13 protein-coding genes and 1 riboswitch are annotated in these 16,529 nt (G+C 48.1%); of the genes, 4 read left to right on the top strand and 9 right to left on the bottom strand.

Annotated features, from left to right (window positions below):
- Positions 1–610: 610 nt before the first annotated feature.
- Positions 611–949 carry a chloride channel protein gene (locus tag I2H74_RS20275; RefSeq protein WP_195576067.1) on the top strand — a complete coding sequence of 113 codons (339 nt, stop codon included), beginning with the start codon at positions 611–613 and terminating at the stop codon, positions 947–949.
- Positions 950–1,245: 296 nt separating this feature from the next.
- Here the strand turns inward: I2H74_RS20275 and thiC are convergent, their stop codons facing one another.
- Positions 1,246–3,033, bottom strand: a complete 1,788-nt coding sequence (gene thiC, locus I2H74_RS20280) for a phosphomethylpyrimidine synthase ThiC (protein WP_195576068.1) — start codon at positions 3,031–3,033, stop codon at positions 1,246–1,248.
- Positions 3,034–3,276: 243 nt separating this feature from the next.
- Positions 3,277–3,389, bottom strand: a riboswitch (TPP riboswitch).
- A gap of 151 nt (positions 3,390–3,540) precedes the next feature.
- The gene (locus tag I2H74_RS20285; protein ID WP_195576069.1) at positions 3,541–4,293 is read right to left on the bottom strand and encodes an IclR family transcriptional regulator; all 753 of its coding nucleotides are present in this window, start codon (positions 4,291–4,293) and stop codon (positions 3,541–3,543) included.
- 444 nt (positions 4,294–4,737) lie between these two features.
- Here I2H74_RS20285 and I2H74_RS20290 point away from each other — a divergent pair, with 444 nt between their 5' ends.
- Positions 4,738–5,766, top strand: coding sequence for an alpha/beta hydrolase (locus tag I2H74_RS20290; RefSeq protein WP_195576070.1), 1,029 nt, complete (start codon positions 4,738–4,740; stop codon positions 5,764–5,766).
- A gap of 279 nt (positions 5,767–6,045) precedes the next feature.
- Positions 6,046–7,518 (top strand): Fe-Mn family superoxide dismutase, encoded by a 1,473-nt coding sequence (locus I2H74_RS20295; protein ID WP_324254118.1) that lies wholly within the window; start codon positions 6,046–6,048, stop codon positions 7,516–7,518.
- Between the two features lie 1,142 nt (positions 7,519–8,660).
- On the opposite strand, the gene I2H74_RS20300 is transcribed toward I2H74_RS20295, so the two are convergent.
- The 6 genes from I2H74_RS20300 to I2H74_RS20325 all read right to left on the bottom strand — a co-directional run bounded on the left by I2H74_RS20300 (position 8,661) and on the right by I2H74_RS20325 (position 13,967).
- A complete protein-coding gene (locus tag I2H74_RS20300; protein ID WP_195576071.1) occupies positions 8,661–9,719 on the bottom strand; it encodes a DUF7309 domain-containing protein in 1,059 nt (352 codons plus the stop codon).
- 194 nt (positions 9,720–9,913) lie between these two features.
- Positions 9,914–10,507, bottom strand: coding sequence for a GTP cyclohydrolase I FolE (folE, locus tag I2H74_RS20305; protein ID WP_195576072.1), 594 nt, complete (start codon positions 10,505–10,507; stop codon positions 9,914–9,916).
- Between the two features lie 57 nt (positions 10,508–10,564).
- Positions 10,565–10,816: a YneF family protein gene (locus I2H74_RS20310; RefSeq protein WP_195576145.1), complete on the bottom strand. Its 252-nt coding sequence runs from the start codon at positions 10,814–10,816 to the stop codon at positions 10,565–10,567.
- Positions 10,817–10,970: 154 nt separating this feature from the next.
- Complete coding sequence (queG, locus tag I2H74_RS20315) at positions 10,971–12,665, bottom strand: tRNA epoxyqueuosine(34) reductase QueG (RefSeq protein ID WP_229106890.1); 1,695 nt, start codon at positions 12,663–12,665, stop codon at positions 10,971–10,973.
- Positions 12,666–12,815: 150 nt separating this feature from the next.
- The gene (locus I2H74_RS20320; protein ID WP_195576074.1) at positions 12,816–13,382 is read right to left on the bottom strand and encodes a DUF402 domain-containing protein; all 567 of its coding nucleotides are present in this window, start codon (positions 13,380–13,382) and stop codon (positions 12,816–12,818) included.
- A 150-nt stretch (positions 13,383–13,532) separates the two neighbouring features.
- Positions 13,533–13,967, bottom strand: coding sequence for a GNAT family N-acetyltransferase (locus I2H74_RS20325; protein ID WP_195576075.1), 435 nt, complete (start codon positions 13,965–13,967; stop codon positions 13,533–13,535).
- Between the two features lie 495 nt (positions 13,968–14,462).
- Between I2H74_RS20325 and I2H74_RS20330 the strand changes: the two genes are divergently transcribed.
- Complete coding sequence (locus tag I2H74_RS20330) at positions 14,463–15,077, top strand: superoxide dismutase (protein WP_195576076.1); 615 nt, start codon at positions 14,463–14,465, stop codon at positions 15,075–15,077.
- A gap of 126 nt (positions 15,078–15,203) precedes the next feature.
- Here I2H74_RS20330 and I2H74_RS20335 read toward each other — a convergent pair whose 3' ends face one another.
- Positions 15,204–16,448, bottom strand: a complete 1,245-nt coding sequence (locus tag I2H74_RS20335) for a copper amine oxidase N-terminal domain-containing protein (RefSeq protein WP_229106891.1) — start codon at positions 16,446–16,448, stop codon at positions 15,204–15,206.
- Positions 16,449–16,529 lie beyond the last annotated feature (81 nt).

Below are 16,529 nucleotides of genomic sequence, written 5' to 3' on the forward strand. Positions count from 1 at the left end.
TCTGACAGGATTCATGCAAGTCTCTTGTCTCTTTGTCGTCCTGTACAGCTGAAAGATGGGATACCGTCTTAGCATCATGGACAAACAAACCAAAATGAGCATGCTCTCATGCTGTAAAGGCTACTTGGTACGCATCTAACGGTAACATAGTAGTCTTTTACCACCACCTCTTCAAGACTGATCGAGCATTATCACTTAGTATCATCCTAGCACATCTCTTATAACTTTGTATATCCATTAAACTAAGTGTTTTGAAGTGGGATGTCAACCCTAAATAAATGGTGGAATCATTTACGAAAACGCTCAAATTTATGTTAAAGACCATGGTTGTAGGTCTTGTGGTTGGACCTATTCATCAGCCTGTTTCGAATGGCGGGGACCGAGTCCCTGCAGCTTGTCAAAATGATGTTTGGCTACGTACAGCATCATCTTGCCTATATCCCCCTTGTGATTGCAGGTGCCCTGATGCTGGCTTGGATCATCGGCCTTCTAATCAAAAGCGACTCACTAATCAAAGGAAGTGGCATTCCACAGGTTGAAGGACAACTCGTGAATAAGCTCCATATGAATTGGCTGTCTGTGTTTATTAAAAAATTCATAGGCGGCACCCTTGCTTGCTATCGGTTCCGGCCTGTTTCTAGGACGAGAAGGCCCTTCCATCCAGCTTGGTGCTGCTCTGGGTCAAGGGATTCATCGTCTATTTGGCAACCACAATCGTCTAGAGGAGAAATTCCTGCTTACCTGCGGTGCAGGTGCTGGCCTATCTGCCGCTTTCAATGCCCCACTTGCAGGCGTTTTGTTTGTGCTGGAGAAGGTTCACCGTCATTTTTCACCGATCATTCTGTTAACAGTGATGCATTCATCGGTTACTGCCAATGTGGTGGCTTCCCAATTCTTTGGCCTCACTCCGGTACTCTCATTTGGGCATCTTGAAGCACAGCCGATCTAGGATTACGGCTATCTTCTCCTGCTGGGCATCGTACTCGGCATAACAGGCATGATGTACAACAAAACGCCGTTGATTACGCAGTCCCTCTATAAGAAATCTGCTCTGTACGGAATGCCGCTCTTTGGATTCAGATCAATAGAAGACATCCAGCATGTTAGACGCTGTCCCTCTTATGCCAACAGGTCTTTAGCGTATAAAAAATAAAAGCCTGCTGCCCTCGACCCTTAAACAAGAAATGTGAGGGTTGCTGGGCTAGCAGACTTATTTATGCTTATTTATATAACCTCTTGGGCTGCTTACGAGCCTAAGCGTGAGCTGCGGTACTCCTCCGCTTTCTCCTGCATGCCGCTCTCAATGGCTTTTGCCTCGTCTAGGCCATGCTCCTTCGCATATTGACGAATGTCCTGCGTAATGCGCATGCTGCAGAACTTCGGCCCGCACATGGAGCAAAAATGAGCCGTCTTCGCCCCTTCAGCAGGCAGCGTCTCGTCATGATATTCCATTGCCCGCTCAGGATCGAGCGATAGATTAAATTGGTCTCTCCAGCGGAACTCAAAGCGCGCCTTCGACAAGGCATCATCGCGCTGCTGCGCTCTAGGATGCCCTTTTGCAAGATCTGCTGCGTGAGCCGCAATCTTATAGGCAATAACCCCTTCGCGCACATCCTCTTTATTCGGCAGGCCAAGATGCTCCTTCGGCGTCACATAACACAGCATGGCGGTTCCGAACCAGCCAATCATGCCTGCTCCAATCGCTGAAGTAATATGATCGTAGCCTGGCGCGATATCCGTTGTCAGCGGCCCAAGCGTATAGAATGGCGCTTCTTTGCAAATATCCATCTGGATATCCACATTTTCCTTAATCTTGTTCATCGGCACATGACCAGGGCCCTCAATCATGACCTGTACATCATGCTTCCAGGCAAGCTCCGTTAATTCGCCCAGTGTAGTCAGCTCCGCGAACTGCGCCTCGTCATTCGCATCATAGATGCTGCCTGGTCTTAGACCGTCACCAAGGGAGAATGCCACATCATACTGCTTCATGATCTCGCATATTTCTTCGAAATGAGTATAGAGGAAGTTTTCCTTATGATGAGCAAGGCACCATGCTGCCATAATAGAGCCGCCGCGCGATACGATGCCTGTCATCCGCTTGGCCGTCATCGGGATGTAGCGCAGCAGAACACCTGCGTGTATTGTAAAATAATCGACTCCCTGCTCAGCCTGCTCAATGAGCGTATCTCGGTAAATCTCCCAAGTAAGGTCCTCCGCCTTGCCATTTACTTTTTCAAGCGCCTGATAAATCGGAACGGTTCCTACAGGAACCGGGCTGTTGCGGATAATCCACTCTCTCGTCGTATGTATGTTTCGACCCGTTGAAAGATCCATAATCGTATCCGCTCCCCAACGGATCGCCCAGGTCATCTTCTCAACCTCTTCCTCGATCGAGCTTGCTACAGCGGAGTTCCCGATATTAGCGTTGATCTTCACATGGAAGTTTCGTCCGATCAGCATAGGCTCGCATTCTGGATGATTGATGTTGGCAGGCAGGATCGCCCGGCCTTTTGCAATCTCCTCGCGAACGAACTCTGGCGAGACACCTTCTCGTATTGCTGCAAACTCCATCTCAGGCGTCACGATCCCTCGGCGGGCATAATGCATCTGAGTTACATTGCTCCCTGCCTTTGCTTTAAGCGGCCATCTCTTCAAGGATGGGAACGGCTCCGCACCAGCCTGCTTCACCGCTGCTTCTGTACGGAAGCCATTGTCCACAGGCTTAGTAGTCCGGCCTTTATAGGCTTCCGCATCCTCCCGCTCCATTATCCAATCTCGCTTAAGCGCTGGCAGCCCTTGACGGATATCAACAGTATAGCCTGGATCCGTGTATGGTCCGCTCGTGTCATATACACGAAATGGAGCATTCTTCTCTATGCCATTTGGAGTCTCCGTGTCCGACAGTGCAATCTCGCGTTCTGGCACTCTGATATCCGCTCTGGACCCTGCTGTGTATGCCTTCTTGCTGTTTGGAAACGGCGCACACCATACTCTATCCTGTTTTTTTTCCGTATTTGCCACATTCGACATGCTGCTCCATCCTCCCTTTTCTTTCATACGTTATCTCAAGGTAGAGATTAGCGAGACTAATCCTGCACACCAAGCAAGTCGTGAATGTATAGGAAGGAAGAGCAGAATTCGGAATTCATATCACCGATGCCGCACTGCGCAAAAAAGCCGATTCCACAAGGGAATCGGCTAGACTGTTGTCTTCACGATACGAACGAATAAGCAACTCTCGTCTATTGGCAATAGACTGGAGGCTTATGTTCTCCGAAGTGCCGATTACTTCCCTACGCTGGTATAACCCAGATCAGGTGCAAAGGGTGTAAGATCTTCGTCGCGATCTCATCTCAGCCCCGCTCGGGGCCCCCCTAGTAACGCATGATAACCATCTTCAATGATAGTTTTTGAAATAATTTCCTTCTTTACCTTACCTTAAATCAAGTCCTTCTGCAACCATTAATACTGAATGTGATGTAGATATGATGTAGCTGTGCCGCTCATTCCACATTTACTAAAAAAGAGCGTTTCTGTCTACGTCACCGTGCGCATCATCGTTCCCATACGAGCAGCCGCTTCCTTCAGATACGGCGCATACTCCATCATCGTCTCCTGCGTTAGACGACTGACTGGTCCCGAGATCGATAGCGCCGCCGCTAGCTGCTGATCGCGGCCATAGACTGGAACCGCCACTGCCGCAGCGCCCGGCTCCCGCTCCTCCATGCTTATCGCAAAGCCTGATTCTGTCACCTCATCAAGCTGAGCCAAGTATACATGCACATCAAAATTTTGAGGCCACTCTATTGTATTCAAGATCTGCTCGCGTTCCTCTTCCGAAATAAAAGCAAGCAGCACCTTGCTCGATGCCCCTACATATAAAGGCAGTCTTGCCCCAACTGGAGCAACTCTCCGTATGGCCTGATTGCTTTGTACCGCTTGAATGCGAATCCTTGCATCCCCATCTTGGACATAGAGGCTCACGGTCTCTCCAAGCTGATCTCTCAGGCGCTCCATCTCTGGAAGCAGAAGCTGCGCTGGATCATCTACCTGAGTCAGGTTTGCCGCAAGCTCCCATACCCGGTATCCCAAGCGAAGTTTGTCTCCATTCCGCAGAATAAAGCCCCGCTCCTCCAAGGTCGCAATCAAGCGATGTACGGTGCTCTTATTCAAACCAATGCGTCCCGCTATCTCGGTTAACGTCAGATCTTGATCGTGTGCAAAGCACATTAAGATATCAAGCGCACGCTCCACCGCGCGCACCGTTAACTTGCCGCCACGTTCCTCCATGTCGGATCTCCTTCTTTTCACGTTTCATAGTATGAAACCTCGTTACATTAAGTATAACGGATGCAAGTAATATTCGTAAAGCATAGAAGGATATACGGTGCTTTGCCTGTCGTGAGCGACGAGGAAATTTCATTAGACGCCTTAAAATTGGGCTTGAATGACACACACCTTCAACCAACACCTTACTCGACTAAAGGCCCTGCTTTCGACAAATTTTACAGGATGATTGCAATATTACAACTTGATTACGCCGACCTTACAAATCCCGTATAACTGTTGAGTTGTAAGGGCTTTCAACATACTATTAAAGTAGAGAAGAAATGACAAGGTTGAGTGCCTATTCTCATTCTTTTTACGAGACTTATGTCCTATATGACGTTACCTCCTTCTCTAGCATTCACCCTGCGAGGTGAAGAATCGACATTATCCAAGGAGGCCATGATCATGAATACACCGTTAACTTCGACCCCCGTACTAAAGCCAGAATGGATAAACCCGGTTGATCCTAAGCTTGTTCAATCCGGCAAAGTACGGATCAAAAATATTGTGATTGCCTTGCTGCTGTCTGCACTATTCGCGGCGGTACTGATCTTCTTAGCCGCTCATGCCTTTATTGCCTGGATGTTTGCGAACCCGCAGGTTCCTCCGCTGTTCTCGAATCCGATGGCAGCCAAGGGCATGTCCTATGATACGGTTACGTTCCCTGCTAGAGACGGTCACACGCTCGTCGATGGATGGTATATCCCCGCTGATGATTCCACCAAGACGATTGTACTCAGCCACGGATACGGTGCAAACCGCGAGGAATACTGGGTGCCTATGTATGATCTCGCACAATTTGCCCACCGACTTGGCTACAATGTCGTGATGTTCGACTATGGCTTTGCCTCAGAGCAGCACAAGACTAAGGCAACAGGCGGTCGGATTGAAAAGGAGCAGCTGCTGGGCGCGGTAGACCTTGCAAAAGAGCGCGGAGCCAAGCAGGTCATCGTATGGGGCTTCTCCATGGGAGCCGGCACTGCGCTTCAGGCAGGGCTTGTAGAGGATAATCATATCGATGGGATGATCCTCGACAGCACCTTCCTGCTCGAGCCAGATACGCTGTACCATAACGTGCAGCAGTATGTGCAGGTCCCTAAGCATCCTTCCTTGGATATTCTGCGGATGATGTTCCCGTTGTTGAATGACACGAGCATGCAGCAGATTCCTTATCAGGAAGTGAAGCAGCATCAATACAGCATGCCGACGCTATTCATTCATGGAACGGAGGATACGAAGGCGCCTTACTCCATCGCTGAGGAGATTGCGGCCAATCAGGACCCTTCCCGTTCAAGCTCTTGGATCGTGTCTGGCGCACAGCATGAAATGATCTATCGCACGCATAGCAAAGAATACTTGAGCTTGGTTGCCGATTATCTTGCGCATGTCGATAAGCCCTCTGTCTTGATCGCAAAAGACCAAGAGTCTCGGTAATCGTTCATTAGGCTTTAAAGTCAAATAGTCCTTAGCATAAACGTAGATAGAAGATTCTGTACTTTCATGCAGTGGATATTAATGTTCTTGCTTCCCCATCTTTTTTTGCATCGTGCTATCATATCTTGTCTTACTAGCACCTTTAAGTTCTTTCACCCTTCAGGCTCTATATGAGCATGAAGGGTTTATTTCTTTTTTTAAGTGATATAGGCCAACCTATTGTCGACATACACATGAACATAAGGAGTGAGCAGATCGACGAGGTAAGGAGGTGACGATGTGCTGCTCATCTATGGAGATCTCATGCCCGTGCGCTTGCTGGAAGAGATTCAATTTTGGAAAAATCAAGAGCTGGAGCATGCTCATATGATCTCTCAGCTTGTCCCCGATCTTGAACCCGCCTATGTCCAGGTGCTGTCCGAGTGGGAGCAGGTATTCCAGAAAACGGAGGAGACCGCACGAGGCTGGCTCAACAGCATCTCTAAAAAAAGACAGCTGCCGGAACAACCCATGCTAGAACAGATCGAACTGCTGCTTAAAGCATCCGTCTATCAGTCTGAGCAGTTCGTCCAGCAGCTCGAATATATGCGGCAGTACAGCAAGGTGGTTCAGGATAATCAACCAGCCTCGCTGGTCGTCTCTCATATTGTCCGTGAATCGTACGTGTTCGTCAGCTTTGTTCACGGGCTTACGAATGTCCCTTTGGCTACGGTTAGCGCCAATCCGCCAAAGCAGGCGTCTGGTCCACAAGCGCATATCCACGCGTTAGGGCCTTCTTTTCCTGCGCCTGAGGAAGAACCGCCATGGACAGCTGCGCAATCAGGTGCTCAGCAAGCGCCAAGCTCAGGCATAAGGGCCTTTATTGGCAATTTGCAACCGCAAGAGGAGCCCTTTCGACAAGCTGACGAACAGCCTCTTTATGCCCAGCCAGCCACGATGGTGCATGAGCAGCCCTACGGCGCATCGACTGCCTACATCGCGCCTGCTGCTACGATAACAAAGGCCAATCGCTCGTCGGAGAATGCTGAATCCCTGCAAGGCTATCCGCCTTCTGATCCTCACCGGAGCGGCGGAACCTCGCCTCCACGCACGGAGCAGCCAGGTCGCCCTGAGTCAGACATGGCCTACGTTCCGCCTGGCGGGCATCGTTTGCCGCCGCTTGCTTACCCATACAATGCGCTCGAGCCTTACATTGACGAGACGACCATGCGCATCCATCACGACAAGCATCACCAGAGCTATGTGGAAGGCCTCAACAAAGCCGAGCTGGCGTTATTAGAAGCTAGACGCACGGGCAACTTCGAGCGAATCAAGGCGCTTGCGGGCGAGCTTGCCTTTCACGGAGCCGGCCACTATCTTCATACGATATTCTGGGAAATTATGAGTCCAAAAGGCGGCGGTGAGCCGGAAGGCGAGCTTCGCGCGCAGATCGTGCGGGACTTTGGCAGCTTGGAGGCCTTTAAGCAGCAGTATTCCAAAGCTGCCGAAATGGTGGAGGGCAGCGGTTGGGCTATCCTTGTTTGGAGTCCGAGAAGCCGCCGCTTGGAGATTCTGCAGGCTGAAAAGCATCAGAATCTATCCCAATGGGATGTGATACCGCTCCTCCCGCTGGACGTCTGGGAGCATGCCTATTATTTAAAGCATCAAAACAAGCGGGCAGACTATATCAAGGATTGGTGGAACGTCGTTTACTGGCCGAAGGTTCAGGAACGCTATCTCAAAGCAAGGATGCTCAAATGGCCGCCCTTCTAGCCGGCTGGCCATTGAAATATGAGTATGTGTCAAATCCTTTACATCAAGTAAAGGGAAGCCGTTTGCATTCCCCTTTTGCTATCTCTGTCGACCGTTGCTTTGCGATCCCTCCATACTTTAGATAAACGCTGCGCGATGTGCGCAGCGTTATTTTATCATGATAGGATGCCTGCGTTTCGTCATAGACGGAGCCCACATTCGATTTATTTGGCGATAAAGCCTACCTCTATACCCGGTCTCATCTTTGAATGGTTTCGAAAGAATTTTACATGCAAACCTGCGGACAAGCTTACTTATATCATCACTTGCTTCGATAGGCGGCAGCCAGCACGATCGCACTCACTATCTATATCATCAAAAGCAAGAGATCTCCCGCCATGTAGGCAAGTCCCTTTCCTGCACTTACGCTATCATCATGTCGATGAATGTTTGCGTCATTGTCTGTCATTTCCCCTCAAACTTTCCGTAATCCCAATAATACTGGAAGGATATGACGCTTTCTATGATTTCATTCTATCTTTGAAAGGCCGAATCATCATTTCCCGAGAAATAATGACATGAGGTGTATACCTGTTTGGCATTGGAAACGACATTCAAAGTCGAAACCATAGAAGCGATCAAAAATATCACGCTTCCCCTTTATTAAGCTGCACTTGTGTTAGGGGTGTTGCAAGGTAAATCTTTCGACAAGAAGGCGATCTATCCCGCCTTGAGAGCGTTTACAAGTGCAATACTAGAGAAGATGAGGAAAGATCCTAGACTAGACCAAGATTATGGAAAGAGTATACAGTAAAACGAGGAGAGGCATGTTCCTACAGTGATCATGCATCGAGTTATCTAGCACAAGTGCTTTTACACTTTATTACAATCGTTCTCATCGCTAGTGTCCAATCGAAGCTCAACGATTAGCATAATGAAATATCACTAACGATAAATATTTCACGCATCAAATGCAGGATCAATCTGCTCTTTGCTGCTTTAGTGTTTTATTGAGCGGCGGCTGCTATTTGGCCTACGTCTACTACTCATGCTGTGAATAAGCTTCTAGCTAAGTTAGGTTGTCACGTTCATAACAAATGGAGCAAGATTACGCAAAAAGACCACCTCTGTAATCGAGACGGTCTTTTCTGGCATTACACCTATCACTTCTGATTATTCATAAAGTATTCGAACAAGTCCTGACGCGCTTCCTCAAGGAAGACAAGACGAGGCTCGCGCTCAATCTTAACCTTCAGACGCTGTGCAGTCTTCTCAAATAGATCCAACGTTTCATTCGTGCGAATGATCAGCTTCTGAGGACGATGTCCCTTCTCTTCGATCAGCTTCAGGAAATGCTCCAAGAACTCTTGCTCATAGTTCTCGTCATAGCACAAGTGGAAGCCAACCGCGGAGCGTGTCGTACGGTCTACCCAAATAGCAAGACGTGGATAATAAGGACGCTCACCGTCACCCTTCACCGCTACAGGAGCAAAGAAGAACTCCGTCTCCCAGTGTCCCTTTTTGTTCGGGAAACGATTCATAATGTCGTTAAGCATCTCTTGATTGTTCATGATAACCTTGTTTGGACGCTTCAACACAAAGCCAGGCTCCACCCAGCGATCCTCCCAAGCACCGCTTTCGTTTGTGCGGACAAGAACGTATCCGGATTGAGGCGGTGTCAAGAGCGAGGCATCCTTCTTCGCACGCGAAGCAAAGTCCATCGCTTGCTCCAAGGCTGCTGTCATAAAGCGAACCTGCTCCGAATTCAATGTCCAAGGCACAAATCCAGGGTCGAACACCCGGAACATCGGCCATGCATTGCGTCCACGGAAGCTTAAGCCAAGTTCCTTGATCTCAGCCAAGTCACGCTTCTCTAAATCTGTACGGTCTTCGTAAGTCACCATGATACATTTTTGTCTGTGCAGCCATGCGTAGCGCTCATCGCGCTCGATCAGCATGTCATTAAGGCTTTCCAACCCTTCGCTTCCACGGAACAAAGCAAGACCAAACAGATTCTCACTTTCGCCCATGATGCTGCAGTAGCCAATTTCGCCGTCCTCAGGGTTACGCACACCAAAAATATGGTTATCCGAAATCCACTTCCAGCAAGCCAGCTTCTTAAATTCTCTTGCTGTTTCATACAGCTTGGACAGCATCTGCTGCTCCTCTGTCAATACCTTCTCTTGATCCGTTGATGCTGGTTGCTTCTCTTGTACCGTCATCTTCTCGTTCCTTCCTCCTTCGTTGTCGCACACCATCCTAACGGAAACACGCCATTTCTATCCTTGCAAGGACATATAGGCGTTTCCGACCACAATTAAGCACCGTATTCGTCGTTAAAATGCTTGTATCTCGAAATAAAAACCCGTTCCATGCCCGGAACGGGTTCTATACGATCCTTACAACCCTAATAACCCTACTGCTTCAGCAGTGACATGAATTCCTGGCGACTGGCAGCATCTGTCTTGAACGAGCCTCTTACAGCCGTCGTGACCGTCTTGCTGCCTGGTTTACGCACGCCGCGAGCACACATGCACAGATGCTCGCCTTCGACTACAACCATTACACCTTGCGGCGTCAGCACCTCTTCCAAAATGTTTGCAATCTCGGAAGTAATACGCTCTTGGACTTGCAGTCTGCGTGTAATCGCATCGACCAGACGTGCAAGCTTGCTTAGGCCTACAATCTGACCGCTTGGAATATAACCAATGTGTACCTTGCCGAAGAATGGAGCCATATGATGTTCACATTGGCTGTAATATACAATATCCTTCACAATGACTAATTCTTCATGCTGCTCGTCGAACGTTACGCCAAGTACATCTCGCGGATCTACGCTGTATCCGCTAAAGATTTCCTCATACATGCGCGTTACCCGCGCCGGTGTATCCAGAAGTCCTTCGCGCTCCACATTCTCGCCAATCAGCTTCAATAGCTCGCGTATATGGTATTCAACTTGTTCACGGTTGTCGCTAACGCTCTTATTCACGTAATCTTTTACACCCGCCATGACTGCTCCTCCTTCCCGCCACATGCGTTCATTAGCACTGCTGCTTCATAAGGGGAATTATTTTTTCTTTTTCCCCTTTGCAGCTCCGCTTGGTCTCATTTGACCGGCTCCGCCATTTTTCATCATTTTCTGGGCGGCTTGCATCTGCTTCGGATTCAGATTATAGCCCATCTGCTTCGCCATCTTCTGAATCATCTCAGGATCTGATTGCATTTTGGTCATTTGATTGCGGAGATAGTATACACCAATTGCAAATCCGCCTACTAGACCGATAATCAGGCACACGATGCCCGTAATCCATGTCCACATTCCAATGGTCACCCCAACATATACGATGTTAATCTACTACCGCACTATGATAGCATGTCCATCGTGAGATGACAATTATAGGGACAAGCTTCCTGCTCATCCAATGGCTTTCGTTCTAAGCAGATTTCCCCTTTTTCTATGAAAATGAACAGCCTCACTTCCGCTCTAAAGCCAAAAGAATCTCCTTCTTCGATAATCCGCCGCCATATCCCACAAGCTGCCCTGAAGCGCCAATCACTCTATGGCACGGAATGATAATCGAGAGCGGATTCTTATTGTTTGCGCCGCCAACGGCACGGACCGCCTTTGGATTGCCAATCTTCTCAGCAATATCTTTGTATGCCCAGGTCTCGCCATACGGGATGCTGCGAAGTGCATGCCATACTTCCCTCTGGAAGGGAGTGCCTCCGCGGATATCAAGCGACAGGTCAAACGCTGTACGCTCACCAGCAAAATACTCCTCAAGCTGCTGCTTCGCTTCCTTCAAGCGCTCAGGATTCCGTTGAAGAATAACAGCACCGATCGCTTTCTCTGCCCAAACTTGAATTTCTTGCGAGCAGTCGAGCACACTGCCAAAGTCAATTCGGCAAAGCCCTTCCAATGTCGCGCTAAGCGTAAGCTTGCCAAGCGGTGAATCCATCTCGATCATGTACAACGGCTCAGGCGTTGCTTTCACCTCTTGAATGGCATCTTCGATCATCTTCAAGACCTCCTCTTCAGCTTCTCGCTGTCTCGCGAGCTCAAGCTTCTCAATGGCCGTATCGCCGCCTATGCGCCCTAGAGCCCACGCTGCAGTGCCGCGAATCTCACTTCGATCATCCTTGAGAAGAAGTTGCGAGAGCTCTGGCACGGCGCTTCTATCCCGGAAATTGCCTAGCGCCACGATAGCGTTGCGCTGAATGGGCTTCTTGCCTCGCCATGCCGCTGCACTAGTGCCAAACGAGGTCTTGAACTCCCGATTCGATAGCGACAGCATCGGCACGAGCAGCGGCTTCGTCTGTTCAGGATCGGGCTGAAGCTCTTCCTGATGGGTCCAGTTAAGTCCGCGATTCTTCGGACACACGATCTGGCACGTATCACAGCCGTACAAGCGATTGCCCATCTTCTTCATCATCTCATCCGTCAGCATGTCTTTAAGCTGTGTCTGGAAGGAAATGCAACGATTCGCGTTCAGCTGGCCCGGACCGACAAAGGCACCAGTCGGACAGGCATCCATGCACTTTGTACAAGTTCCGCAATCCTCTGTTAACGGATGATCAGGGGCAAAGGGAATATTCGTAATCATTTCCCCTAAGTAGATCCAGCTGCCAAGCTTAGGTGAGATAATGGAGCAGTTTTTCCCGCTAAAGCCGACCCCTGCTCGTTCTGCAACCGCACGATCCGACAGCTCGCCCGTATCCACCATGCTCAATATGCTTAGCTCCGATTCAGGGACTCGCTCTTGAATAAAACTCTCAAGCCGCTTCAAGCGATCCCGAAGCACATGATGGTAATCCATTCCCCAAGCCGTTCTTGCAAACATGCCTCGATACGACTGAGGCTCTGACTTTGGCGTATAAGGCAGCTTGGAAGGATAGGCAACCGCAATCGACAGAATGGACGCTGCTCCTGGAAGCAGCAGCTTCGGCTGCGTTCTTTTATCAAGGTCGGGCTCCTCAAAGCCGGAATTGTAGCCTTTATCCACCGATTGCTTCAGGCGTTCCTTCAGCAAAGGGAAAGGATCAGCCGTTGTAAAGCCGATCTGATCGATGCCAAGGGATTCAGCTGCTGCTTGAATCTCCTTTTTCAGTTTGTCCCAGCGTTCCTGTTGCTTGTGAAACGTTTGCTGCTTCATCTGTTTGTCCTCCATTATCATCACCTCCTTCATTGTTCAAATTCAACACGATTTATCTATAAACGGATAAACGGCACCTTGTCGCTAGTTTCTCCTAACGAGGCGCCGTTGTGATCCGAAACGACCTTCAACTTCATCAAGCCAGCATGATTCCCTGCATACCTGTTAATACTCGGCATTCCCGCTCTCTGCCATCCACTGCATCCACTTATGATAGTACCATTCGACCGCTTCATCCTGAAAAGGCAGCTCACCGGCTTGTATCCGAGCAAGCACCTCCTCAAGACCTGCGGCTACCTTACGTTCGACCATGTCCGGATAGTGATAGAGCAGCCGGTTATGATTGTACTCATCACGATCCACAACCGCGACATGCCCGTTCGCATGGCGTATCACATCCAAGTCATAATCAATATACGTGAAGGTGTCCTCATATTCATAAGGAGGAGAGGCAATGTTGCAGTAATAGCGAACGCCCTGTTCTTCAATAAGGGCAACAACATTGAACCACAGCTTCGGAATCAAAAAGGTAACCGCGGGAACCTTGCTCATCCACTGCTTCCCGTCTGATTCCACGATTGGAGTCTGGCTGTTAATCAGGACATGCATATCCACTCCGCAAAAGAGCGGATGCCGCACAGTTGGCGGGACGAGCCAGTTTTTCAACCAGACCCGGTGCAAATGCCCATCATGCTTAAAGCTCTTCACGAGTACTTGTCTGTAGTGCTCCATCGGCTTTCCTCATTTATAAATGACGTGTAGTTCAAGGAAAAACTAATTAATAATAGAAAAGCATATCTTTTCGCCGAATGCAACGTTTGAAAAGATATGCCTTCCAATACAGGATTATGCAATTATGTCTCTAGAGCAAAATCATCACGCTCAGCCTGTAACAATGCGGAGCTTCTTCAAGGATCGGAGAACATGCTGTGCTCCGTATCCGAGCTGCTCGAACCACGGCAGGACAACCTCCGTATGCTCGTCCGCAGCAATCATAATGTTCTTAACTTGACGCTGTTGGAACTTCTGCTCCAACTTTTGAACAAGAGCCTTCCCTATACCTTGACTGCGGTAGTCAGGGTGTACAGCTAAACGGTAGTAATAACCATTGTTGCTGTCAATCGTACCGATGGCAACGCCAACGATCTTCACATCAGAATCTTCCTCAAGCTCTGCTACAACAACGAGCTCCCCCTCGAGCTTCAATTGTCTTGCCAAGGCTGCTAATGTCTTTTCGCAGCACTCTTCTGACAGCGAGGCTTTCAACAACTCTGTAGCCGGCATATAATCCGACAATCGAAAGGAACGAACATTCATGTACTACTCTCCTCATCCTGAGCATGATAGGTTCTATACTCTCTCTCTCTTGTATAGGGACTAGTTTATCAAACAAAACAAATTTACAAATACGACAAAAAGCACAGTTTTCCTTCTTTCTTACGCAAAAACTTTTAAAAAATACGAAAAAAAGCCCTTTTTCTACTGAAAGCGCTTCATTGTAATCGTTTTCAACGTGTTATTAGGTTTTAAGCGCTTTTCTTCAGGTTTTATCTCCTCCTCTTCCACCATGATTACAAAAACATCGAATATCCCTATGCATACCTCATGGGATGGATTGGGACAGTAGCGTTTGGAATCCCCTAATTTTGGGTAATCTCTATAGAGTGCCTACAGGTATATTATGACACAATATATGTCATTGTGTACACATGGCAACAATTAACTGACTTTTTAAACATTTTTGTTGATTTATTCAGTGCAATCATGTTTAATGAATGAAGAGAGATTTCAAATTATCAGGAGGTAATACAGATGGCACATCAATTACCAGCACTCCCTTATGCAAACAATGCTTTGGAACCACACATCGATGAAACAACCATGATGATTCACCATGATCGTCACCACAATACTTATGTAACGAACTTGAATGCAGCTTTGGAGTCCGCTCCTGAATTGCAATCCAAGTCAGTAGAAGAATTGATCGCGGATCTGGACAGCGTACCTGAAAGCATCCGTACAGCAGTTCGCAACAATGGCGGCGGCCATGCGAACCACTCCCTGTTCTGGGAAGTAATCGGACCGAACGGTGGCGGCCAACCATCTGGCAAGCTTGCTGACGCTATCAACAATGAGCTTGGCGGCTTTGAGAAGTTCAAAGAGGACTTCGCTAAAGCAGCTACTACCCGCTTTGGTTCCGGCTGGGCATTCCTTGCTGTAGACAAAGACGGCAAATTGTCCGTATACAGCTTGCCTAACCAAGACTCCCCAATCATGGAAGGCAAGACGCCAATCTTGGGTCTTGACGTATGGGAGCATGCTTACTACTTGAAATACCAAAACAAACGCCCTGACTACATCGGCGCATTCTGGAACGTTGTAAACTGGTCAGAAGTTGAAAAACGTTACGAAGCTGCTGCGAAATAAGCAGTTTACACATAAAGGAGCGAGTCTTTGGCGATATGCCGCGGACTCGCTTTTTTGTAATCTCGCATATGCTTGTTTCAACACATAGTCGTCCATACTCGATTGCATGTTTATCGCCAGTGCTTATTATTGCTCAATGGTTATAAATGGGCCATTGGGCTTATCTGGTACTAATTTGACCTCTCTTAACGTGTAGTGATCTTTTATTTTCCACTGGCCGTCCTTCATTCGATTAACTACAATGATATAGGCACAATAATCCGTGGTAGGCTTACCTTCCCACTCATAATTCCGCTCGTTCACTGCGTATACTGTCGCCTCGTCTTGATCATACCGAATGGTTTTGAGCTGATTATATTTATACTTAATATCATACTTCGGGAATTCCTCTCTCACCGTATGCTCAAAGGACTCCAACCAAGCGTCATCCGTGATTCTGAGCAACTTGATGCCCTCAGCATCCTCAGCACTCCAGTAGTCGTTGTACTTTACTACTAATTCATGAATAGACTTCTCTGTTTCCGCAGGAATCTTCGGAGCTGCCAGCAATGCTTCATTGTCCATAAAGAACTCCCAATCTTCGGTCCACATATCCGCTATGATCCAATGCCCGTCGACTTTTAATAGTTCATAGCTAGTCAAAAGTTCAGAGTGGGGAAAGAAGGGAGAACCTGATACGTACTGATAGCGCTCATGCTGGGTAACTAGCGCATAATCATTCGTGATCTCACTAATATCATAGTCGCTTAACGAGCTATATTTGACGTCGTAATTCTTCGCATCCTCCTCGTAGAAGCTAATAAAATCAGCCTCGTATAGCGAGCCTTTAAATAAAGACTTCAATCCCTTGATATTGTCGGTGCTTTGATAATGATAGAAGCGATCAAACAACTCCGCAATCTCCAGATTGTCCGCCAGGACGCCTTTAATATCGATCTTTACTGTATTCGATTTGGAGTCCCAATTAACAACACTGCCAGTGGCTTCGCCAATAAAACGAAGCGGAACGTAAGTCGTACCATTCATGACTTTAGGCGCTACCGGAAGTCGATGTGTTTTTCCATTCACCGATGCCAGCTTCTCGCCGATAACCAGATCTATATCCATAACTTGATTGCTTCCAACTACAAACACATAACCTTCTGCATACTCTCGGTCAAATGAGACTTCTAAACCAAACTTTTCAAATATCGGACGGAATGGAATCATAACGTTGTTCTCTACCATGATCGGCTTTCCGCTAGAAAAGACAAGCTTCTCTCCATTCACATAGACTGCGATTGGCTTGTCTGCTGCAGAGACAGTAGCGCTTAGCAGCACTCCCAATACCATCATAATCGCCAAACAAGTCATCCTTCTCCAACTTTTCATACTCGTTTCCCCTGTTCTATATATATTAGAAATCCTTCTAAATTGTAGCAGTTCACTACCACACTGTTCTACATATATTTT

Origin of the sequence: Paenibacillus sp. 1001270B_150601_E10 (genome assembly GCF_015558675.1) — a bacterium.
In the GTDB taxonomy this organism is placed as follows: Bacteria; Bacillota; Bacilli; order Paenibacillales; family Paenibacillaceae; genus Paenibacillus_B.

Excerpts from the sequence above, each read along its gene's own strand:
- thiC (WP_195576068.1), bottom strand. The coding sequence starts at position 3,033 with ATGTCGAATGTGGCAAATACGGAAAAAAAACAGGATAGAGTATGGTGT.
- I2H74_RS20285 (WP_195576069.1), bottom strand. The coding sequence starts at position 4,293 with ATGGAGGAACGTGGCGGCAAGTTAACGGTGCGCGCGGTGGAGCGTGCG.
- I2H74_RS20290 (WP_195576070.1), top strand. The coding sequence starts at position 4,738 with ATGAATACACCGTTAACTTCGACCCCCGTACTAAAGCCAGAATGGATA.
- I2H74_RS20300 (WP_195576071.1), bottom strand. The coding sequence starts at position 9,719 with ATGACGGTACAAGAGAAGCAACCAGCATCAACGGATCAAGAGAAGGTA.
- folE (WP_195576072.1), bottom strand. The coding sequence starts at position 10,507 with ATGGCGGGTGTAAAAGATTACGTGAATAAGAGCGTTAGCGACAACCGT.
- I2H74_RS20310 (WP_195576145.1), bottom strand. The coding sequence starts at position 10,816 with ATGTGGACATGGATTACGGGCATCGTGTGCCTGATTATCGGTCTAGTA.
- queG (WP_229106890.1), bottom strand. The coding sequence starts at position 12,665 with ATGGAGGACAAACAGATGAAGCAGCAAACGTTTCACAAGCAACAGGAA.
- I2H74_RS20320 (WP_195576074.1), bottom strand. The coding sequence starts at position 13,382 with ATGGAGCACTACAGACAAGTACTCGTGAAGAGCTTTAAGCATGATGGG.
- I2H74_RS20325 (WP_195576075.1), bottom strand. The coding sequence starts at position 13,967 with ATGAATGTTCGTTCCTTTCGATTGTCGGATTATATGCCGGCTACAGAG.
- I2H74_RS20330 (WP_195576076.1), top strand. The coding sequence starts at position 14,463 with ATGGCACATCAATTACCAGCACTCCCTTATGCAAACAATGCTTTGGAA.
- I2H74_RS20335 (WP_229106891.1), bottom strand. The coding sequence starts at position 16,448 with ATGAAAAGTTGGAGAAGGATGACTTGTTTGGCGATTATGATGGTATTG.